This window comes from Peptoniphilus sp. Marseille-Q6390 (assembly GCF_965119475.1).
In genome coordinates this window covers 420,514-442,306 of sequence record NZ_CBCPLS010000002.1, presented here as the reverse complement: position 1 = coordinate 442,306, position 21,793 = coordinate 420,514, and the positions used below count along the sequence as shown (strand labels likewise).

Below are 21,793 nucleotides of genomic sequence, written 5' to 3'. Positions count from 1 at the left end.
CAATCACCTATCTCATTATTTTTCTTATTTCATCAACATATTTTATTAATTTTTCTACAAAAATATCTATATCTTCCCTTGTCGTGTCCTTAGAAGTACAAATTCTTATAGTTCCCTCAGCATACTTATTAGAAAGTCCAATTTGTTCAAGAGTTGTAGACTTGTGAGTCCCATTAGAGGTGCAAGCAGAGGCAGTTGAAATATAAATTTCGTCCCCTTCTAGGTAGTGAAGGAGGACTTCTGCCCTAATATCTAATATGGAAAGAGAAACAATAAAGTCTGTGGAGTATTCTGGAGTGTTGATCTTATAGTCTTCCAGATTTTCTTCCAACTTCTTAAGTAAATATTCTTTAATTTCGTTTGCGTGAGCAAGTCTCTTGTCTAAGTCTCTCTTTGTTAGTTCACAGGCCTTGCCAAAGCCAAGAATGCCTGGCACATTTTCGGTTCCTGACCTAAGACCCTTTTCTTGGCCTCCACCAATTACAAGGCTATTTATATTAACATCTTTTCTTTTATAAAGGGCTCCCATTCCCTTTGGTCCATAAATCTTGTGAGATGAGAAAGAAAAAGTATGACAGCCTAGGTCCTTAACATCTACAGGAATTTTCCCAACTGCTTGGACTCCATCAACATGGCAAAAAACGTCCTTGTTAATAGACTTAGCAATTTCAAAAATTTCCTTGACCCTATTAACAGTTCCCAATTCGTTGTGAACATAGATGAGAGAAACTAGTATTGTATCCTCATCCATGACTTCCTTAAACTTTTCTATGTCGGCAGCACCTGTTTCATCTACATCAAGATAGACAACCTCGTATCCCCTTTCCCTATAGTGTTTAAATTGGTCGTCAATAGATGCGTGTTCAATGGCAGAAGTTATTATCTTCTTGCCCCTTCTCTTGTTTTTTTCTATTGCACCATGAACGGCAATGTTGTTGCTTTCAGTCCCTCCAGAAGTGAAATAAATTTCTTCTGCCTGAGCTCCAATAAGGCTAGCTGCATTCTTCCTTGCGACATCTATTTCCTTTTCAACCCTGTGACCAAAGCTGTGAAGTGAAGACGGATTGGCAAAGTCATCAGTAAGAGCCTTAATCATTACTTCAACAACTTCTTTGTCAGGTTTTGTAGTTGCACAATTATCTAAATATATCATATAACATCCTTCTATCTATTCTTACTTTCTACTAATTCTATATTATAACATGACTTGCAGGTTGATTTCTAACCTTGAGACTATTTAATGAGAATTTTTATAAGAATAAAAAATTTTTAATGTTATACTTAAGATGGTGATAACGTGAAAGTTTTAAAAAGAGAAATTTCTCCACCACAGAGAAATTATTTAAAAATAGAAACATCAGGACTCTCAAGAGACTTGGACTCAATTATATCCATTGGTCTTGCAGAGAAGGACTCTGATAAAATAAAAATTTATTATGTGGAAAGTTTTAAAGACGAAAGATTTTTGTTAGAAGAAATCCTTCCACTTATTGACGGGAAAGTTTTTATAACTTATGCAGGCAAGTCCTTTGACTTAGGATTTTTAAAGACCAAGAGCCAAATGTATTTCTCAAAAGATTTTGATTTTAAATTTATTGATCTTCAAGAAGTTACAAAATCCTACAACTTTGTTTTCAAACTTCCATCACATTCTAACAGAGTTCTTTTAGAAAATTTTTTAGACACTTCTAACTTATCAAAAGAGAAAGACTATCAAGGGATTAAAATAAAATCACTTTTCAAAAAGTTTATAGAGGGCGACAAGTCATCAATGGATAGGATCTTGGACTACTCCTTAGAAAGTCTAAATAATTTAATTTTATTAGATGAAAAAATTAGGGAAAGTTTGAAATCAAAACTTAGTTTTGATGTGTCATCTAGTGACTTTACCTTAGAAGATTTTGAATTATTGGGAAACACCATAGTCTTACGAGGAAAAACTAATTATCCAGAAGACTACTTTGCATCAAGAGGATTGTATAACCTAGAAATTTTTAATAGTTTGGAAGAAAAAGTTTCATTTTTGGATCTAAAAGAATATAAAAAAGATTTTGTCATAAAAATAAATACAGAAGATGGCCTATACGATGATAATAATAAATGCTACTTTATATTAAAAAAAGACTTCCCATTAGACTTAGAAAACAAAAGTAAACTTAAAAGCCCTTCAAAAATCCTAATCCTATATTACAAAGGCCATGTCTTTGAAAACCAAAAAGACCTATGCAAGAAGATATTAGACCTAGAATTAACAAACATTGGAAGATGAGGTCCTGAGAAAATTGTAATTATAAACAAATCACACTTTTAGATTAAAACATTTAGAATACAATAAATCAAATTATAAATTTATTAAAAACTTGGAGTAATCCAAGTTTTTTATTGAAATTAATTAACTCAGCTAGCTAGTGAAATTTTTAAAAGCAATAAAAAAAGACTACTTAAGTCAATAAGTAGTCTTCATGGTGCAGAAAGAGGGACTTGAACCCTCACGCGATTTCTCGCACATGCCCCTCAAACATGCCTGTCTGCCGATTCCAGCACTCCTGCATGGGCAAAAAAAAGCTTGTAATAAAAATTACAAGTTTTTGTGGCGTATCCTAGAGGATTCGAACCCCCGGCCTTCTGGTCCGTAGCCAGACGCTCTATCCAGCTGAGCTAAGGATACATAAAAAAATGGAGCGGATGACGAGATTCGAACTCGCGACCCTCGCCTTGGCAAGGCGATGCTCTACCACTGAGCCACATCCGCATAATAATTATCTTATATAAAATTTTTGGTGGAGGAGAGTGGATTTGAACCACTGAAAGTTAAACTAACGGATTTACAGTCCGTCCCCTTTGGCCAACTCGGGAACTCCTCCATGTTGTAAGTCCCTATAAGATTTTTTGGAGCTGGTGGGAGGACTTGAACCCCTAACCTACTGATTACAAGTCAGTTGCTCTACCAATTGAGCTACACCAGCATCTCACTTATTAATCATAACACATTTGAAACAAATTTGCTATATAAATTTAATTGGCGACCTGGATCGGGCTCGAACCGACGACCTCCAGCGTGACAGGCTGGCATTCTAACCAACTGAACTACCAGGCCAACTTTGGTGGACACAATAGGGCTCGAACCTATGACCCCCTGCTTGTAAGGCAGATGCTCTCCCAACTGAGCTATGCGTCCATCTTGGTGACCCTGCCGGGAATCGAACCCGGGATACCACCGTGAAAGGGTGGTGTCTTAACCGCTTGACCACAGGGCCTTATAAAATTTGGTAGCGGGAGAAGGATTTGAACCTCCGACCTTCGGGTTATGAGCCCGACGAGCTACCATGCTGCTCCATCCCGCGTCATTTTTACCCGGCTACTATTTCTTTTTGGTGCCGAGAATCGGAATCGAACCGATACGGTGTTTAACCACCGCAGGATTTTAAGTCCTGTGCGTCTGCCAGTTCCGCCACCCCGGCTTATCTTTTTTAATGGCTCTCAGGGTGGGACTCGAACCCACAGCCTACCGGTTAACAGCCGGTTGCTCCACCATTGAGCTACCTAAGACTATTGGGGACTTTTGTCCCTTTCTGGCGATAACTTACTCTCCCAGGTCGTTGCCAACCAAGTACCATCAGCGGACTAATGCTTAACTTCTGTGTTCGGTATGGGTACAGGTGTGTCCATTGTCCTATTCTCACCAGATTAACTTAAAAACTAATCTTCCTTTAACTCTTTGGTCAAGTCTTCGACCTATTAGTACTCGCTAGCTGAATGTATTGCTACACTTACACCTTGAGCCTATCTACCTAATTTTCTTCTAGGGGTCTTATCTTTCGAGGGAAATCTCATCTCGAGGGGGGCTTCGGGCTTAGATGCCTTCAGCTCTTATCCCTTCCAAACTTAGCTTCCCAGCTATGCACTTGGCAGTACAACTGGTGCACCAGAGGTTTGTCCATCCCGGTCCTCTCGTACTAAGGACAGCTCCTCTCAAATTTCCTACGCCCACGACGGATAGGGACCGAACTGTCTCGCGACGTTCTGAACCCAGCTCGCGTGCCTCTTTAATGGGCGAACAGCCCAACCCTTGGGACCTACTTCAGCCCCAGGATGAGACGAGCCGACATCGAGGTGCCAAACCTCCCCGTCGATGTGGACTCTTGGGGGAGATAAGCCTGTTATCCCCGGGGTAGCTTTTATCCGTTGAGCGATGGCCCTTCCACTCGGTACCACCGGATCACTAAGTCCTGCTTTCGCATCTGCTCGACTTGTTGGTCTCGCAGTTAAGCTCCCTTCTGCCTTTATACTCTACGCACGATTTCCATCCGTGCTGAGGGAACCTTTGAACGCCTCCGTTACTCTTTCGGAGGCGACCGCCCCAGTCAAACTGTCCAACTGAGAGTGTCCCTTCCCCAGATTCATGGGGTTAGGTTAGAATTCTAGCATTAAAAGAGTGGTATCCCAACGGTGGCTCCTTAGATACTGGCGTACCTAATTCTCTGCCTCCCACCTATTCTGTACATTTAATCCCAAAATTCAATCTCAGCCTACAGTAAAGCTCCACGGGGTCTTTCCGTCCTGTCGTGGGTAAGCGGCATCTTTACCGCTACTACAATTTCACCGGATCCTTTGTTGAGACAGTGCCCAAATCGTTACACCTTTCGTGCGGGTCGGAACTTACCCGACAAGGAATTTCGCTACCTTAGGACCGTTATAGTTACGGCCGCCGTTTACTGGGGCTTCAGTTCTAAGCTTCGCTTGCGCTAACTTTTTCCCTTAACCTTCCAGCACCGGGCAGGTGTCAGCTCCTATACTTCGTCTTTCGACTTAGCAGAAACTTGTGTTTTTGGTAAACAGTCGCTTGGGCCTTTTCACTGCGGCCCCCTGTTACAGGGGCTCCCCTTCTCCCGAAGTTACGGGGTCATTTTGCCGAGTTCCTTAACAAAGGTTTTTCCGCTCGTCTTAGGATTCTCTCCTCACCTACCTGTGTCGGTTTACGGTACGGGCGATACTTCTCTTGTAGTGGCTTTTCTTGGCAGTGTGGAGTCATAAGCTTCTCTACTTGTTTTCGATCCGCATTACGCTTCATCCTTTTCGGAGAGCGGATTTGCCTACTCTCCAGACTTTGCGCTTGCACGCCTCACCAACTGGGCGCTCTTATTATCCTCCTGCGTCCCCACTTCCTTTAACGATTGTATCGGTACAGGAATTTCAACCTGTTGTCCATCGACTACGCTTTTCAGCCTCGCCTTAGGTCCCGACTTACCCTGAGTGGACGAGCCTTGCTCAGGAATCCTTGGGTTTTCGACGGGTGAGATTCTCACTCACCTCTCGCTACTCATGCCAGCATTCTCTCTTGTATGATGTCCACACTGCCTTACGGCTTATGCTTCGTCCTTCATACATTGCTCCTCTACCAACGTTATTCGTTCCATAGCTTCGGTATATAGTTTAGCCCCGGTTATCTTCGGCGCAGAGTCACTTGACTAGTGAGCTATTACGCACTCTTTAAATGAGTGGCTGCTTCTAAGCCAACATCCTAGTTGTCTCAGTAACTCCACATCCTTTCCCACTTAACTATAATTTTGGGACCTTAGCTGATGGTCTGGGCTCTTTCCCTTTCGACTATGAAGCTCATCCCACATAGTCTGACTCCCTAGCGCATGATATGGTATTCGGAGTTTGATAGGTTTTGGTAACATATGCATGCCCCGCAACCAATCAGTGCTCTACCCCCTTTTCATGTCTTACTAGAGGCTAGCCCTAAAGCTATTTCGAGGAGAACCAGCTATCTCCGTGTTCGTTTGGCTTTTCACCCCTATCCACAAGTCATCCGATAACTTTTAAACGTTACCCGGTTCGAGCCTCCATTGAATTTTACTTCAACTTCACTCTGCTCATGGATAGATCACACGGTTTCGGGTCTACAACCACTAACTTTCGCCCTATTTAGACTCGCTTTCGCTTCGGCTCCGCATCTGTAATGCTTAACCTTGCTAGTAATCGTAACTCGCTGGCCCGTTCTACAAAAAGTACACGATCGTGGCGTATGCCACTTTCGCTGCTTGTAAACACTAGGTTTCAGATTCTATTTCACTCCCCTCTCGGGGTTCTTTTCACCTTTCCCTCACGGTACTTGTTCGCTATCGGTCACCAAGTAGTATTTAGCCTTAGGGGGTGGTCCCCCCATCTTCCCACTGAATTTCTCGTGTTCCGTGGTACTCTTTTGTGTCGGATATCTTCGCTTTCGCCTACAGGACTCTTACCTTCTTTGGTTAATCTTCCCAGATTATTTGGCTGGCTATTGTCTCTTTTTACACTTTGGGCTCTTCCCCGTTCGCTCGCCGCTACTCAGGGAATCGAGTTTTCTTTCTTTTCCTCAGGTTACTTAGATGTTTCAGTTCACCTGGTTCGCTTCCTATAGTTATGGATTGGCTATAGGATACCTTACGGTGGGTTTCCCCATTCGGATATCTACGGGTCAATGGATATTTGCTCCTCTCCGTAGCTTTTCGCAGCTTGTCACGTCCTTCGTCGCCTCTTGGTGCCTAGGCATTCACCTAGTGCTCTTTTTAACTTGACCTTTGTTAATAAACATTTCTGTTTATTTCCAGTTTAATTGTTTGTTTAAGAAATTTTGATTAGTTTTTAAGTTGTTATGGTTCTCTTCTTTTTTCAAAGAAGGTTCAGAGTAGCATTTTCATGCTATTCATGGTGGAGATAAGGAGATTCGAACTCCTGACCTCCTGCTTGCAAGGCAGGCGCTCTCCCAACTGAGCTATACCCCCATATATATAATTAAAATAGTGTGAAGATTATTTTCCTTAGAAAGGAGGTGATCCAGCCGCACCTTCCGATACGGCTACCTTGTTACGACTTCACCCCAGTCACCTATCCTACCTTCGACTGCTGCTTCCTTACGGTTTGCTCGCAGGCTTCGGGTATTACAAGCTTCCATGGTGTGACGGGCGGTGTGTACAAGACCCGGGAACGCATTCACCGCAGCATTCTGATCTGCGATTACTAGCAACTCCATCTTCATGTACTCGAGTTGCAGAGTACAATCCGAACTGGGAAAGACTTTTTGAGGTTTGCTTAATATCACTATTTCGCTTCCCTTTGTATCTTCCATTGTAGCACGTGTGTAGCCCAGGGCATATAGGGCATGATGATTTGACGTCATCCCCACCTTCCTCCGATTTATCATCGGCAGTCTCTTTAGAGTCCCCATCCGAAATGCTGGTAACTAAAGATAGGGGTTGCGCTCGTTGCCAGACTTAACTGAACATCTCACGACACGAGCTGACGACAACCATGCACCACCTGTATTGAGGCTTCCGAAGAAGAGGGTATATCTCTATACCGGTCCTCAGTATGTCAAGCCCTGGTAAGGTTCTTCGCGTTGCTTCGAATTAAACCACATGCTCCGCTGCTTGTGCGGGTCCCCGTCAATTCCTTTGAGTTTCATGCTTGCGCACGTACTCCCCAGGCGGAGTGCTTAATGTGTTAACTGCGGCACCGAATTATTCCGATACCTAGCACTCATCGTTTACAGCGTGGACTACCAGGGTATCTAATCCTGTTTGCTACCCACGCTTTCGTTCCTCAGCGTCAGAATGAGCCCAGTAAGTCGCCTTCGCCACCGGTATTCTTTTTAATATCTACGCATTTCACCGCTACACTAAAAATTCCACTTACCTCTACTCTTCTCAAGATATGCAGTTTCAAATGCTTACAGTAGTTAAGCTACTGCCTTTTACACCTGACTTGCATTTCCGCCTGCGAACCCTTTACGCCCAGTGATTCCGGACAACGCTAGCCCCCTACGTATTACCGCGGCTGCTGGCACGTAGTTAGCCGGGGCTTTTTCTTATGGTACCGTCATTATCTTCCCATATAAAAGAACTTTACGACTCGAAAGCCTTCTTCGTTCACGCGGCGTCGCTGCATCAGAGTTCCCTCCATTGTGCAATATTCCCCACTGCTGCCTCCCGTAGGAGTTTGGACCGTTTCTCAGTTCCAATGTGGCCGTTCACCCTCTCAGGCCGGCTACCCATCGTCGCCTTGGTGGGCCGTTACCTCACCAACTAGCTAATGGGACGCGAGTCCATCTTAGACCGCCGGAGCTTTGATCATTTATGCATGTGCATATGTGATTTCATTTGGTATTAATCCCGGTTTCCCGAGGCTATCCCAATGTCTAAGGCAGGTTACTCACGTGTTACTCACCCGTCCGCCGCTAATCCATCTTATCTTCGCCCCGAAGGGTTCTGTTAAGGTTTCATCGCTCGACTTGCATGTGTTAAGCGCGCCGCCAGCGTTCGTCCTGAGCCAGGATCAAACTCTCAATTAAAAATTTGTATGACTCATTAGTTTTCTCAAAACTAAACGAATATCTGGTTTGCTTTTTGATTCTTTGACAAGAATCTGTGATTCTATCACGAATTTGTTTATCTTCACACTATTTAATTATCATGTTTCTTTTGCTACCTTTTTGAAGTAGCTTGTTTATTATACTACCGCGTTTTTTCTTTGTCAAGTATTTTTTACAATTTTTTTATTTTGTTTTTACTTAACTAACCAGTAGTTTTTTTGCTGTCTTTAAGTGACAACTTCTATATATTAGCATCTAGAAAATTATCTGTCAACTGTTTTTTATTCTTTTTTGTAAAAAAAATATATAGCAGCTGTTTTTTTGACAACTGCTATATATTACTATTTTCTTTTTTAACTGTCAAGAGTTTTTTAAATTTTTAATAAAGCTTTCTAGTTCCTTATTTGGGTTCAACTTATTAGCTCTTTCTAAATATTCTAGTCCCTGTTCTTTTTCATTCATATTGAGGTAGATTATTCCCATATTGTAATTCAATGGATATGAGTCTTCTATTTCTTCTAATCCAAGTTCTAATATTTCAATTGATCTTGTGAACTCTTGTCTTCCTGCATAGATCGTAGCAAGTAGGTTTATATTTTCTTCTGTGGTTTTCTTTTCCACTGATAACTTCCCATACTCTTCAGCCTTATCCAGGTCCCCCATGTTGTAATAAGAAAGTGCGTAAGTGTAATAGAAGGATTCATCCTTATCAAAGTCTTCACTAATACTTTCTAGTTGATTTAATGCTTTGTCATAGTCCCCATAGGATAGATAAGTTTTTGCTGAATCAAAACTAACATTGTTTCTTATTATTTCTAATTCTTTTCTCACTTGGTCTTTGAGTTCTTCATCTTTTGACAGGTTTATAAACTTTTCAAAGTACATGTTTGCCTTTATAAATTTACCTAGCGCTAGGTTGATGTAAGCTAACCTATAGTATGCCAACGAGTAGGTCTCATCTAAATTTAAGACCTTGTTGTACTTTTTAATTATAAAATTTAATAGCTTCTCACTTTTCTCATATTCTTCTTCATGAATTTGATTGTAAAGTGCCTCTAAGATGTTTGCTTCTTTAAAAATTATGTCTGGGTCTTCTCCTACCACTTCTTCATAACCCTTTAAGAAGATATAGGAATCTAAGGGATCTTCTTCTTGACTTATATAGGCCTTGTGCATTGCATAATTTTTTAAATCTATTTTTAATTTTTTTAAAATTTCCTTATAGTCTTTAGAGTATTTAAATTCACTGTCAATTCCAAGTAGGTAGACCATGGCTTCAACTATTTTTTCAAGATTAATCTCTTCTTCAAGTTCTTTTTCTTTTATTCCTTCTATAAGATAATCCAACTTTATGGGCAAGGAAAAACCCACTGGCAGATTAACATCTTCCAAGTGGTATTCTTCTTTTAAGTCTATAAAAACTAAATTTTTTAATTTTTTATTAATTTCTTCTTTAAAAAGATTTTCCATTAATTTTCCTCTATTTCTAATCTCATTTATCTTCTAATAATATTTTAAATACTAACAGATTAAAACTAGATTTTCAATTTTATCTCATCATGACTATCATGGAGTTAAGTCCATAGGCCTTACCTTCTCTTCTTGCAGAATGTAGGTCTAAATTTTTGTAAGTTGACTCCTTGCAGACATCTATGTTTTCTTCATCTATACCTGACTCTAGTAGGATTTCCTTATTAACATCAGTCATAGAAAGATGCCAAGTCCCTCCAATTTTTTTGAAGAACTTTTCTCTGGTCCCAAAGTCTTTAAACTCTTTATAAACTTCTTCTCCAACTTCATAGTTTTCTATGTCAATGTTGGGACCAATGTAGGCGAGTATATTACTTGGGTCTGAATCAAAGTCCCTCTTCATTTTTTCTATGGCTTTTTTAGGAATTTTCTTTTGAGCTCCCCTCCAACCAGAATGAACTATTGAGAGAATTTTTTTATTTTTGTCATAGAGAACTATGGGAGTGCAATCGGCAAACTTTAACAAGAGGGCAAGATTTTTCTTATCTGTCACAAGTCCATCGGTGTCTGGAAAGTTTCTTCCATAGACAAAGTCACTTCCACTTTCTCCATCACAATATTCTATTTTATCTGTGTGGGTTTGGATACAAGAATAAATTTCATCTGGCGAGATTTCCATTCGCCTTAACATATCAGCTACATAGTCTTTGACCTTGTCGCCCTCCTTTGCATAGGAAAGGGAATATTCCATTCCACTTATTAAGTTTGCAATTCCATTTTCTTCTAAAAATTTTGATTTCATTTTAAATCTCTTTTTTACAAATTAATATCCAATAGGATTGGTGTGTGATCTTGTCTTTCTCCAGAGTCAATCATTTTTGAATCTTTAACAAGGTCTTTGATCCTGTCACTAACAATAAAGTAGTCAATTCTCCAGCCCGAGTTGTTTATCTTTGAAGTCTTAACTCTTTGTGCCCACCAAGTGTAAACTCCTTCTACATCTCCATGGATGTGTCTAAAGGTATCAGTGAATCCCCTGTCTAATAAATTAGTGAAGCCTTGCCTTTCTTCATCAGTAAAGCCTGCTGACATCCTATTGCCATCTGGGTTGGCAAGGTCAATCTCTTTGTGAGCAACGTTAAAGTCACCCGTTGCAATTACAGGTTTGATTTCATCAAGACTTGATAGGTATTCACCATACTTTTCGTCCCAAATTTGTCTAAGTGGGAGTCTTTTTAATTCGCCACCTGCATTTGGTGTGTAGACTTGAGTAAGGAAGAAGTCGTCAAACTCTAAAGTTATAATTCTTCCTTCAAAGTCCATTGTGTCTGGCGCATCTATCTTTGGAAAAGTTACGGTAGGCTCAAGTCCCTTCTTAAAGAGTGCCATGTTGCCAGCATAACCCTTTCGCGCAGGTTCTTCTGATGAAACAAAAACATAGTCGTAGTCGGCGAACATTTCTGCTAAGATTTCCTTGTGTTTTTTACTAGGACCACCCTTAGGAAGTTTTGTCTCTTGAATTGCAATTATGTCTGGATCTTCTCTTAATATTGTTGCGAGAACTTCTCTCGACATTTGAGCTCTATTTGAGTCGCTTGTTAGCGCTGCGTTAATTGAATCTATATTCCACGAAATTATTTTCATTTTATTCCTCCAATTTTATTTTATACTTCAATCCTATCAAATAGATTTTTTTCATTCAATCTTAATTTGATTTTATTTATCAGCTTTTGAATTTAAATTTAAATTTTGATAGTTAAACTAAATTTATTAAATCACAAAAAGTTTGCAATAAAAAAAGACCTGACCGAAGTCAAGTCTTGATTTAAATTTTATAACTCGCCCATATAGGCTCTCTTTCTTCTTGTTGAACCAACTAATATCCTGTAGAGGTTACCCCTAAAGATTGCATAGACACCTGTGATGATGCTGGCAAGTAAAATTTTAATATTTTGTGGGTCGAGTGGATTTAGGTAAGATAACCCTGTCATCACCGTCTGACCAAGTGGAAGGTCTACAATGGAATTTGCTGTAATCATAAAGGCAAAATCAAATCCCAAGAGATGAAGTATGCCAAGGTAAATCAAAAATGGTATAGTCCAAAGTAGAAAATTTTCCTTCATAAACTCAAGTGAGTGAATATAGGCTGATGTGTAATACTCTCCCCTAATATAAATTGACTCAGCAATTGGATTAAGGGCAAGAGTTATTACTGCTCCAATAAGTGTAGTAGCTCCCATCATCCCACCTAGAGCTGGCATCAAAAATGAAATTATCATCAAGATAAAAAACACTGAGTAAATTGATGCAAAGTATTCCATAAAAGTTTTTGAAAAATTTCTAAAACTAATTCTATTGTAGTAAATCAAATCACTTAAAACAGAAAAATAGCTCGATAAGATTAAGGACGTCATAAGTGGTGTAACAAATCCCATTAGTCCTCCAAGGAAGATTCCAAGGAAGTTACCAATAAAGAAAAATCCCAAAGTGTAAATAATTCCATATATAAAAGGAAAAATTAAAAATTGTGGGGCCTTCTTTATTTTTAAAATGGTATCCTTGCCTGCCTTATTATAAACTAATTGTAAGTCTTCAAAAAAATTCATCAGATCACATCTTTTCAGGTGCTTTTATGCCAAGCAAGTTAAGTCCACTTGCAATTACATTCTTAACTGCGTAGCAAAGCATAAGTCTTGTGTTTTTTAATTTTTCGTCATCAACTAAGATTTGAGTTTGGTTGTAGAACTTGTTGAAGTTCTTTGCAAGTTCAACAGTGTATCTTGTGATGAAGTAAGGTTCATGTTTTTCACAAGCATCAACAACAACGTCAGTGAAGTTGTAAAGGCTCCTAATAATATTTATTTCGCTTTCTTCTGTTAGTAGGCTTGGGTCGATTTCATTATTTATATCAAAATCGCCCTTCTTAAGAAGAGAGCAAATTCTTGCATGAACGTATTGAACATAAGGTCCTGTTTCACCTTCAAAGGAAAGTGTCTTGTCCCAGTTAAATGTATAGTCCTTGATCCTTCCATTGAAAAGTTCTTGGAATTTAATTGCACCAATGCCAACAGTTTGTGCAAGTTCTTCCTTGTTTTCAATTTTTTGACCCTGCTCTTCTTCTCTTGCATCGAGAATTTCACGAACCTTATCCGTTGCCTTGTTGAGCACATCTTCAAGGTAAACAACTTTACCCCTTCTTGTAGAAAGAGTTCCATCTTCAAGAGAAACCATTCCAAAGGCAACATGATTTATCTTATCCCAAAAGTCTTCTCCCATTTCCTTTAAAACTGCACGAAGTTGTTTAAAGTGTAGAGATTGTTGTGTTGCAACAACATAAATAATTTGATCTGGCTTGTAGTTTTCTTCTCTATATTTTGCAGCAGCGATGTCTCTTGTCAAATAGATTGAAGTACCATCAGATTTTACAATGATTGCTGGTGGAAGATCGTACTTTTCAAGATTAATAATTTCAGCACCCTCTGATTCTTCTAACAAGTTTTTATCTCTAATTTCCTTTATTACACCAGGTAACATATCAGAGTAGAAGGATTCTCCATTGTAAGAATCAAAGTGGATGTCAAGCATATCATAAACCCTGTTGAATTCCTTTAGAGAAATCTCCCTAAACCACTTCCAAATTTTTACAGCTTCTTCATTTTTATTTTCAAGTTCCTTAAACCAATAGCGACATTCTTCTTTTACTTCTGCATCCTTTTCTGCAACTTCATTTACCTTCACATAAAGCTTCAAAAGTTCAGGGATTGGGTCCTTTTCAATTTCTTCTTTGTTTCCCCATGTCTTGTAAGCATAGATTAACATACCAAATTGAGTTCCATAATCTCCCAAATGATTTACTGCAACTGTGTTATAGCCCAAGAAGTTATAAATTCTCTTTAGTGAATCTCCAATTACAGTTGATCTAATGTGACCAATGTGGAAAGGCTTAGCGATATTTGTAGAAGAATAATCTAGTACAATATTTTTCCCCTTTCCTATTTCTGACTTGCCAAAGTTTTCTTTTTGGTTTACAGTTTCCTCTAAAATTTCTTCTGTTAAAATACTTTTGTTGATGTAAAAGTTCAGGTAAGCATTTTTGTTTTCAACTTTTTCAAAATATTTTGAATCAATTTGTCCTGCCAGTTCTTCTGCAATCATAGCTGGATTTTTTCTATAAATCTTTGCTAGACTGAAAACTGGGAAGGCAAAGTCACCAAGCTCATAATTTGGTGGCACTTCTATCATCTTGTCAATTTCTTTGGCATCAAGGCCCTCGATTTTTTCATCAAGTATTTTTATTATTTCTTCTCTAAAATTTATCATCTTGACTCCTTACTTTAGGGTAACTACAGTTACACCGTCGCCACCCTCGTTATATTCTGCATCTTTATAGGACTTTATAAGCTTAACATTTCTAAAGTGTTCTCTTAATTTTTGTCTAAGGACACCTGTGCCCTTTCCATGAATTATTCTAACTGATTTTAAACCAGAAAGATAGGCATCATCTAAATATTTATCAACAATATCTTTGGCATCTTCAAAATTTTTGCCCCTGATGTCAATTTCACTCTTAACGTTTGTGGCCTTGTTCTTAAGAATGCTTCTGGTATTGTTCTTAGTTGTGTCCTCTTGGACATCAATCCTTGTTAGAGAATCCTTTGGCATATTCATTTTCATTATGCCCGATTGGACTAGGACGTTGCCCTTCTTATCTGGAAGCTCTAAGACAGTTGCAAGATTACCAAGGGATGTCCTCACCTTGTCGCCAACTTTTATTTCTCTTATTGGGTTGGCTGCCTTTGTGATTTCAAGTTCGGATTTATCTCTGGCATTTTTTATGCTTTCACGCAAGAGGTCTTGGGCCTCTTGGATTTTTTTAGAATTTTCAGAGCTTATTTTATCCCTTGCTTCATTTATTTCCGATAAAATTATATCAACATTTTCTTTAGTATTTAATAAAAGTCTCTTGGCTTCTTCACGAGATTTTTCTAATATCTTTTCCTTTTGATCTTCTAACTTTTTAATTTTTGATTGTAGCCTCTTGTTTTCATTTTCTAAATCAGCTTTTTCTCTTTCAAGCTCTTCTCTATACTCACGAATTTTTGTCCTGTCCTCGTCAATGGATTGAAGGACGTCCTCGAACTCAATGTTTTCTGAACTTAAAAGTTTTTTCGCCTCTCCAATTATCTCATCAGGAAGTCCCAACCTCCTAGAAATTTCAAAGGCGTTGGACTTGCCTGGGACTCCAATTAAAAGTCTATAAGTTGGAGATAGGCTATCCACATCAAATTCCATGCTGGCATTGGCAACTCCATCAGTTGTCAGTGCATAAATTTTTAATTGATTGTAATGAGATGTGGAGATGCATCTTATCTTTCTCTCTAGCATAAAGTCCATAATTGACCTTGCAAGGGAAGCACCCTCTGTTGGGTCAGTCCCTGCTCCAAGTTCGTCAAAAAGAACCAGGGAGTTTGGCGTAACATTTTTTAAGATGTAGACAATGTTTACCATGTGAGATGAAAAAGTTGAGAGTGACTGCTCAATGGATTGTTCATCTCCAATGTCTGCAAAAACTTTTTCAAATACTGCAATCTCCGATGCCTCATCAGCTGGTATTAAGAGACCAAATTGTGTCATCAAGGTCAAGAGTCCAACTGTCTTAATACTTACAGTCTTACCACCTGTGTTTGGTCCTGTTACAATAAGTGAGGTAAAGTCTATCCCCAAGTTTATGTCTATTGGGACTGCAATTTTTCTATCTAAGAAGGGGTGGTAGGCTTTTATTAAATTTATCCTACCCTCACGATTAAGTTTTGGCATGTTGGCTTGATAGTTTAAACCTAACCTTGCCTTGGCAAAAATAAAATCAAGCTCGATTAACTTCTCTTGGTTTGATTTTATTTCTTCGCTAGTCTCCCCAACTAATTCTGAAAGCTCTTTAAGTATTTTTTCGATTTCTAAATTTTCTTTTATATATAATTCTTTTAAGTCGTTGTTGGCTTCCACAACTGCCATGGGTTCAATGTAGGCAGTTTGTCCAGAACCGGAAATATCGTGGACAAGGCCCTTGACCCTGGACTTGTTTTCAATCTTAACAGGAACAACATACCTTCCGTCACGTAGAGTAACTATGGCATCTTGCAAGAAGTCTGCATGAGAAGATAATATTCCATTTAGTTTGTTTTTTATGGAATCCTTCTTTGCTACTATGCCCCTTCTAATTCTTAAAAGTTCACGAGAAGCATCGTCAGCAATTTCTTCTTCAGAAATAATTTTTGAATTTATTTCATCTTCAAGTCTCTTGTCTGTGTAAAGATCTTCAATTAATTTGTCAATGTATTCTAACTTTACTTCTTCGTCACTGTTATAAGAATCCTTCTTTAGATAAGTCTTTAGCCCACGAGAGACTCTCAAAAAGTCAGAAACTTGTAAGAGTCCACCAGCTGTTAAGGCTCCACCAATTTCTGTCCTCTTAATTATTGATCTAATATCAACAATGCCAAATAATTGAGGCTCCCCCTTGGCAATAATTAATTTTAGGGCCTCATGAGTTTCGTTAAGTCTATTTTTAACAACCTCATATTGGCTAGAGATCTCAACTCGGTTAATATATTCACTTGTGATACTTGCGCTGGCAAGTTTTTTCAGTTCAACTAAGACCTTGTCAAACTCCAAGGTCTTTGATGCTCTTTTTAAAGAATTATCCACTGACAATCCCCCTATTTATATGTCCCTTAGTAACTGCTTGGTACTTGTCTTCTAGTTTTTCTTTCAATTTGTAAAAGTCTTCTTCCTTGTAATCTTTATATAAGTCAATGACTTGGTCAGTAAACTCATCTGCCAATAAGACAAGGCTGATTTTATTTTCTTTAAGCTTATTCACATAGCCATCTAATAAAATTGGATAAGAGTTAAAAATTTCTGTAAAGGTGTTTTGTCTCAAGACTTCAAAGTCCACAGATTTTTCGTCTCTCAAAAAGTAGTTCTTAAACTTGCAGCTTGGACAGTTTCTCTCGTCCTTACAATTTTTTTCAATGGAATAAGGACAGTGCTTCATTGTCATAACTGGGACCCTGCCATAAGAAATCACATTGACTTCCATGTCTTGTCTCTTAATTATACTTTGAATTTGTCCACTGTTCATCTCTGGAGAGAGAGTAGCCGACTTAAATCCAAGCTTCTTGAATAAGTCTAATGAATTTTTATTGAAAATATTTAGTCCAAGGTCTGCGTTGAGTTCAAGTCCATCATCTTTAAAGATATAGTATTCTGAAAGATTATTTATCCAAAGTCCTCTTACGTTTTTGTTTTTTAAAATGTAAGCTCTAAGTCTTTCAAGCTCATCATAGGAATAAAACTTATCCAAATAAATTGAAATATTTTTATCTCCGTAAGACTTTTTAAATTTTTCTAAGTCCTTGGCCCTAATAATTATTTCGTCAATTTTATTTAAGTCTGCTTTCTTAAGGTCCTCAAACTTGTTGAAGAAAACTTTTATAAGAGATTTTTCTGCTTTTATTTTTATTTCGTGACCTTGTAAATTATTTTCAACTTGGACCCTATTAATGGATTCAGATAAAATTTTATCTTCTAAAATCTTTAGACCTTCTCTTCTAAGTTCATTTATGGCAGAAATTGGAAGAAATGCATTGTCATCTAGGTCTAAATTTATATTCTCGATTTCAAAAATACTGTCTCCAGTTTTTGAAATATTTTCAAGAACTCTTTCTCTCTCAAGACCAGCCTTTTTAGCTGGCTCAACTAACCTGTCCAAGGTGTAAGACCCTTCAAGGTCACCTGACTTAAGATAAATTTTTGGACTTTCTCCAATTTTAATCTTTAAGTCCACATATACTTTTCTCTTGTAGTCATAGGAATCTATTTTCTCATCAATTTTTTCGTAGAGTTTCTTTGAGTAGGTCCTGTTAATTTTTGAATTTTCAAGAGGCCTTTTAAATAGTTCAACTTGATAAACTTGTCCAGCCTTGTAAAATTCCCTGGACTTCATCCCAAATCTTCCCTTGGAAGAATTAAATTCTAGTCCATCTCCCTCGTAGATGTCTGTGTCAAAAATTATTTTCGCAAAGTTCTTTCCAACTTCTAGTACTCTACCTATTACGATTCCCCTGTTGTCAGGCCTGTCATAGGAAGTGAAGTTTCTACCAAAGTCTCCATTGAAAAGTCCCTTAGTAAAATCTCTGTTGAAAACTTGGACAGTATCTTCCCTGTCCTCTATTTTTAATTTTCCTTCAAGAGATTTTTTGTAGGAAGAAACAACTGTGTAGACGTACTCAGGATTCTTCATCCTTCCCTCGATTTTAAGAGAATAGGCGCCGGCATTTATAATTTTTGCAACATCATCAAGAGTATTTAAGTCCTTGGGAGAAAGATAGTAAAGTCTATTGGCTAGCTTTTTACCATCAAAGTCAATAATTTCATAGGACCTCCTACAGGCCTGGGCACATTCGCCACGATTGCCCGACTTGCCCCCAATCATTGATGACATTAGGCACTGGCCAGAGTAGGACACGCAAAGAGCTCCATGAATAAAGGTCTCCACATCAATGTCTAGCTCTTTAATTTTTTCAATTTCAAAAATAGGAGTTTCACGAGCAAGTACAACTCTTGAAAAACCCATTTCCTTTAAAAATTTTGCTCCGTAGTAATTGTTTACTGCCATTTGAGTAGATGCGTGGAGTTCAAAATCTGGGAAGTCCTCCCTAATTTTTGCTGCAATCCCAATATCTTGAAGGATAAGAGCATCAACTCCAATATCGTAAAGCATCTTAACACTTTTCATTGCCCTCTTGACTTCAAAGTCTGCAATTAAAATGTTAAAGGTTACATAAATTTCCACCCCTCTTAGGTGGGCGTACTCGATTGCCTCTTCAAGTTCTTCCTTGTTGAAGTTCTTGGCCTTGGCCCTAGCTGAAAATTCATCATAACCCAAATAAATGGCATTAGCACCTGCTGACACAGCAGCCTTAAGAGCTGCCATATCACCTGCAGGTGCTAACAATTCATATTTATTTCTCTTCATAAATATTTTCCAATTCTCTTGATAGATCAATTATCCTTCTCGATGCGGAGTTGTTTTTTTCTTCAAGATTAGAGATACTTCCTTCAAGCTTTTTGATTTCTTCTTTAGCTTCTGTTAGGGCCTGGTTCTTATCCATAAGGTCCCTATTTAGCTTCCTGTTTCTGTCCTCTAAGTCATTATTTTTCTCTTGAAGGTCCCTATAAGACTTATTGGACTTTTTATTTTCTTCTTCAAAAATCAAAAGCTGCTTCTTTAAATCTTTAATTTCTTCCATCTTCTCCATGATTTCCTTTTTGTCATCGCTGGTGCTTGCCAGGTCGTCCTTGTCAGACTTCATCTTTTCAAAGTCATCTAGGACATTAAGGGCACAAAGGACAAGAGTTTGTACTTGATTCAATTTGTAATTAGTTCTCGCAGTTTCCTTTATTTTTTCATCAAGGTCAGCTGCAAGATCCTTAATATACTTTTCGTTGTCATTACCCATGACATAAAACTTCATGCCATCGATATTAACTTCGATTCTCTTCGCATGGGACATAATAGCCTCCTTAGGATCTTAGTTTAGCTTTAATTTCACTTTCAATCTCAGCAACTACTTTTTCACAAATTTCTGTAACTTCGCTTTCTTCAAGAGTCCTGTCTGCCGCCCTAAATACTAGGGAGAAGGCAACAGATTTCTTCCCATCTTCTATATTTTCACCTTCATAAATGTCGAATACCTTAAAGGATTCTAGAAGGTCCTTGCCATATTTTTTCGCAATTTTTTCAAGGTCAACTGAGTCAACATCCCTATCCATAATGAAGGCAAAGTCTCTCTTCATTGTTGGGTACTTAGGAAGGTCCTTGTAAGTGTAATTGTCAATTGTATTTTCTACGATTTTATCAAAGTCCAGTTCTGCAACATAAGCCTTTTTCTTTAGGCCATAGTTTTCAAGAACCTTTGGATGTACTTCTCCAAATACTCCAAGACTTTCTCCATTTAATAGGAATTCTGCAGACCTACCTGGGTGCAAGAAGCTTGCCTCTTTTCTCTTAACTTCTATCTTATTAATGCCCAAGAACCAAAGAATTTTTTCTATTGATTCCTTTAGGTAGTAGAAGTCGCCTAGGTCATAGAAGCCCATAGTTAATTTTAATTTTTCACTTGGAAGTTCATCTTCTGTTGGGAAGAAGGTATTTCCAATTTCAAATCCACCAACATTTTCGTTGCCTCTTACATAGTTTTTAGCAAGGGCGTCAATCATTGAAGGAACAAGAGTTGTCCTCATAACTGAATAATCTTCTCCCAGTGGATTTAGAATTCTTATAATGTTTTTTTCATCTTCTTGGTAATTTGCCTTTTCATAGGAAGATGGACTCACAAAGGAGTAAGTCATAAATTCAGAATAACCAAGACCAGTTAAAAGATTTTTAATCCTGTCTTCAACATTTCTAAATCTTGGTTTTCTACCAACTGTCAAAGTTCCCATAAGTTTTTTAGGTTCAATCTTATCGTAACCATAAACTCTTGCAACTTCTTCAATTAGGTCTTCTTCTATGTCAAGGTCAAGTCTTACACTTGGAATTTTTGCTAGAAGGTAGTCGCCTTTAATTTCTGTTTCAATTTCTAATCTATTTAAAATATTTGCAACTTCTTCAATTGTGAAGTCAACACCAATTAGGTCAACTAACTTTTGGTGTCTAAGTTTAATTTCTTTTTCTTCCTTAGAGAAGTTTCCTACGTCCTTGGATCCATCTACCACCTCAGCAATTCCCATTTCTGATGCAAGTTGGCAGACTCTATCTACAGCAGTTTTTGCAAGATTAGGATCAAGTCCCTTTTCAAATCTTGAAGAAGCTTCACTTCTTAGGTTAAGTCTTCTTGAAGTCTTCCTAATATTTTCTTTATTGAAGTTTGCGCCTTCTAATAAAACATTAACAGTTTTGTCAGTGATTTCTGAATCAAGTCCACCCATAATTCCTGCAAGACCAATGATTTCTTGGCCATCAGTAATTAAAATATCGTCAGACGCTAATTTTCTTGTTTCTCCATCAAGAGTAACTGTTTCTTCTCCATCTTTTGCCATCCTAACCACAATTTTTTTTGAGTGAAGACTGTCTAGGTCAAAAGCATGAAGTGGTTGACCATATTCAAGCATTACAAAGTTTGTAAGGTCAACAATATTTGAAATTGGTCTAACTCCAGCTTGCATTAGGTAGGCTTGTAGCCAAAGTGGAGAAGGTCCAATCTTTATATTTTTAAGTATCTTTGAATAATATCTTGTACAGTTTTCTGTATCTATTTCAATATCGTCAAAATAGTCAGAAAAATCATCAACTTGATTTTCAATTTTTATTTCCTTGTGTCTAGCCTTTAAGTCAAAGGATGCAGCAGTTTCAACAGCCATTCCCATGATACTTAAGCAGTCTGGTCTATTTGGTGTGATTTCAAGTTCAAGAATTTCATTGTCCATGAAAAGAGCTTCCATGGCAGATCCACCAATTTCAGTTCTTTCAGGGAAGATGAAAATACCATCACGAGCTTCCTTAGGAATAACTGAAGTTTCATAACCAAGCTCTTCTAGGGAGCAAAGCATACCATTGGATTCAACTCCACGAAGCTTGCCCTTTTTAATTTTTGTGCCACCAGCCACAGTAGAACCGTGAAGGGCAACGGGAACAATAGCTCCCTCAAAAACATTTTTAGCACCAGTAACTATTTGAAGGACTTCGTCACCAACATTAACAGAACAAATAACAAGCTTGTCTGCATCTGGGTGGTTTTCAATTTTTTCTATCCTTCCAACTACAATTTTATCTAAGCCTTCAGATGAAATAATAATGGATTCAACGTGAGAACCAGAATTAGAAAGTCCATCTGCAAGTTTTTTTACATCAAAATCGAAATCAACATAATCTTTAAGCCATTTAATCGGTAATAACATTTATAT

The 21,793-nt window shown here is 38.1% G+C and carries 11 protein-coding genes, 12 tRNA genes and 3 rRNA genes; 1 reads left to right on the top strand and 25 read right to left on the bottom strand.

The window, feature by feature from the left end:
• Positions 1-7 precede the first annotated feature (7 nt).
• A complete protein-coding gene (locus ACWPVO_RS08025; protein ID WP_454207672.1) occupies positions 8-1,153 on the bottom strand; it encodes a cysteine desulfurase family protein in 1,146 nt (381 codons plus the stop codon).
• Positions 1,154-1,297: 144 nt separating this feature from the next.
• On the opposite strand from ACWPVO_RS08025, the gene ACWPVO_RS08020 reads away from it, so the two are divergent.
• Entirely contained in the window at positions 1,298-2,269 is a 972-nt protein-coding gene (locus ACWPVO_RS08020) for a ribonuclease H-like domain-containing protein (RefSeq protein ID WP_454207670.1), read from the top strand.
• Positions 2,270-2,463: 194 nt separating this feature from the next.
• Here the strand turns inward: ACWPVO_RS08020 and ACWPVO_RS08015 are convergent.
• The 24 genes from ACWPVO_RS08015 to pheT form a co-directional block, all read right to left on the bottom strand.
• Positions 2,464-2,550, bottom strand: a tRNA-Leu gene (locus ACWPVO_RS08015).
• A gap of 41 nt (positions 2,551-2,591) precedes the next feature.
• Positions 2,592-2,668, bottom strand: a tRNA-Arg gene (locus ACWPVO_RS08010).
• Between the two features lie 9 nt (positions 2,669-2,677).
• Positions 2,678-2,752: transfer RNA gene (locus tag ACWPVO_RS08005), tRNA-Gly, on the bottom strand.
• A 26-nt stretch (positions 2,753-2,778) separates the two neighbouring features.
• Positions 2,779-2,864, bottom strand: a tRNA-Tyr gene (locus tag ACWPVO_RS08000).
• A 26-nt stretch (positions 2,865-2,890) separates the two neighbouring features.
• Positions 2,891-2,966 (bottom strand) — tRNA-Thr (locus ACWPVO_RS07995).
• A 54-nt stretch (positions 2,967-3,020) separates the two neighbouring features.
• Positions 3,021-3,097: transfer RNA gene (locus ACWPVO_RS07990), tRNA-Asp, on the bottom strand.
• Positions 3,098-3,102: 5 nt separating this feature from the next.
• Positions 3,103-3,178 (bottom strand) — tRNA-Val (locus ACWPVO_RS07985).
• 4 nt (positions 3,179-3,182) lie between these two features.
• Positions 3,183-3,257, bottom strand: a tRNA-Glu gene (locus ACWPVO_RS07980).
• Between the two features lie 10 nt (positions 3,258-3,267).
• Positions 3,268-3,344 (bottom strand) — tRNA-Met (locus ACWPVO_RS07975).
• A gap of 28 nt (positions 3,345-3,372) precedes the next feature.
• Positions 3,373-3,461: transfer RNA gene (locus tag ACWPVO_RS07970), tRNA-Leu, on the bottom strand.
• A gap of 13 nt (positions 3,462-3,474) precedes the next feature.
• A tRNA-Asn gene (locus ACWPVO_RS07965) sits at positions 3,475-3,549 on the bottom strand.
• 21 nt (positions 3,550-3,570) lie between these two features.
• Positions 3,571-3,687 (bottom strand): 5S ribosomal RNA (gene rrf / locus ACWPVO_RS07960).
• Between the two features lie 31 nt (positions 3,688-3,718).
• A 23S ribosomal RNA gene (locus tag ACWPVO_RS07955) occupies positions 3,719-6,565 on the bottom strand.
• 129 nt (positions 6,566-6,694) lie between these two features.
• Positions 6,695-6,770, bottom strand: a tRNA-Ala gene (locus ACWPVO_RS07950).
• A gap of 40 nt (positions 6,771-6,810) precedes the next feature.
• A 16S ribosomal RNA gene (locus tag ACWPVO_RS07945) occupies positions 6,811-8,335 on the bottom strand.
• The 16S, 23S and 5S rRNA genes sit together here with 12 tRNA genes alongside, the layout of an rRNA operon.
• Positions 8,336-8,716: 381 nt before the next feature.
• Positions 8,717-9,826, bottom strand: coding sequence for a tetratricopeptide repeat protein (locus ACWPVO_RS07940; protein WP_454207668.1), 1,110 nt, complete (start codon positions 9,824-9,826; stop codon positions 8,717-8,719).
• Between the two features lie 79 nt (positions 9,827-9,905).
• The gene (gene pgeF, locus ACWPVO_RS07935) at positions 9,906-10,628 is read right to left on the bottom strand and encodes a peptidoglycan editing factor PgeF (RefSeq protein WP_454207666.1); all 723 of its coding nucleotides are present in this window, start codon (positions 10,626-10,628) and stop codon (positions 9,906-9,908) included.
• 14 nt (positions 10,629-10,642) lie between these two features.
• Complete coding sequence (locus ACWPVO_RS07930) at positions 10,643-11,470, bottom strand: exodeoxyribonuclease III (protein ID WP_454207664.1); 828 nt, start codon at positions 11,468-11,470, stop codon at positions 10,643-10,645.
• A 188-nt stretch (positions 11,471-11,658) separates the two neighbouring features.
• The gene (locus ACWPVO_RS07925) at positions 11,659-12,432 is read right to left on the bottom strand and encodes a hypothetical protein (protein WP_454207662.1); all 774 of its coding nucleotides are present in this window, start codon (positions 12,430-12,432) and stop codon (positions 11,659-11,661) included.
• A gap of 4 nt (positions 12,433-12,436) precedes the next feature.
• Entirely contained in the window at positions 12,437-14,146 is a 1,710-nt protein-coding gene (gene argS, locus ACWPVO_RS07920; RefSeq protein WP_454207660.1) for an arginine--tRNA ligase, read from the bottom strand.
• A gap of 9 nt (positions 14,147-14,155) precedes the next feature.
• Complete coding sequence (locus ACWPVO_RS07915; protein ID WP_454207658.1) at positions 14,156-16,531, bottom strand: endonuclease MutS2; 2,376 nt, start codon at positions 16,529-16,531, stop codon at positions 14,156-14,158.
• Positions 16,524-18,863, bottom strand: coding sequence for a DUF3656 domain-containing U32 family peptidase (locus tag ACWPVO_RS07910; protein ID WP_454207656.1), 2,340 nt, complete (start codon positions 18,861-18,863; stop codon positions 16,524-16,526). Before ACWPVO_RS07910 ends, ACWPVO_RS07915 begins: the two co-directional genes overlap by 8 nt.
• The gene (gene zapA, locus ACWPVO_RS07905) at positions 18,850-19,401 is read right to left on the bottom strand and encodes a cell division protein ZapA (RefSeq protein ID WP_005955716.1); all 552 of its coding nucleotides are present in this window, start codon (positions 19,399-19,401) and stop codon (positions 18,850-18,852) included. Before zapA ends, ACWPVO_RS07910 begins: the two co-directional genes overlap by 14 nt.
• Positions 19,402-19,411: 10 nt before the next feature.
• On the bottom strand, positions 19,412-21,787 hold the full coding sequence (pheT, locus tag ACWPVO_RS07900) for a phenylalanine--tRNA ligase subunit beta (protein ID WP_454207654.1): 2,376 nt from the start codon (positions 21,785-21,787) through the stop codon (positions 19,412-19,414).
• Between the last annotated feature and the right edge of the window lie 6 nt (positions 21,788-21,793).

Bases quoted from the DNA above. Each gene is read 5' to 3' on its own strand.
- ACWPVO_RS08025 (WP_454207672.1), bottom strand. From the start codon at position 1,153: ATGATATATTTAGATAATTGTGCAACTACAAAACCTGACAAAGAAGTT.
- ACWPVO_RS07925 (WP_454207662.1), bottom strand. From the start codon at position 12,432: ATGAATTTTTTTGAAGACTTACAATTAGTTTATAATAAGGCAGGCAAG.
- ACWPVO_RS07940 (WP_454207668.1), bottom strand. From the start codon at position 9,826: ATGGAAAATCTTTTTAAAGAAGAAATTAATAAAAAATTAAAAAATTTA.
- pheT (WP_454207654.1), bottom strand. From the start codon at position 21,787: ATGTTATTACCGATTAAATGGCTTAAAGATTATGTTGATTTCGATTTT.
- ACWPVO_RS07930 (WP_454207664.1), bottom strand. From the start codon at position 11,470: ATGAAAATAATTTCGTGGAATATAGATTCAATTAACGCAGCGCTAACA.
- zapA (WP_005955716.1), bottom strand. From the start codon at position 19,401: ATGTCCCATGCGAAGAGAATCGAAGTTAATATCGATGGCATGAAGTTT.
- argS (WP_454207660.1), bottom strand. From the start codon at position 14,146: ATGATAAATTTTAGAGAAGAAATAATAAAAATACTTGATGAAAAAATC.
- ACWPVO_RS07910 (WP_454207656.1), bottom strand. From the start codon at position 18,863: ATGAAGAGAAATAAATATGAATTGTTAGCACCTGCAGGTGATATGGCA.
- pgeF (WP_454207666.1), bottom strand. From the start codon at position 10,628: ATGAAATCAAAATTTTTAGAAGAAAATGGAATTGCAAACTTAATAAGT.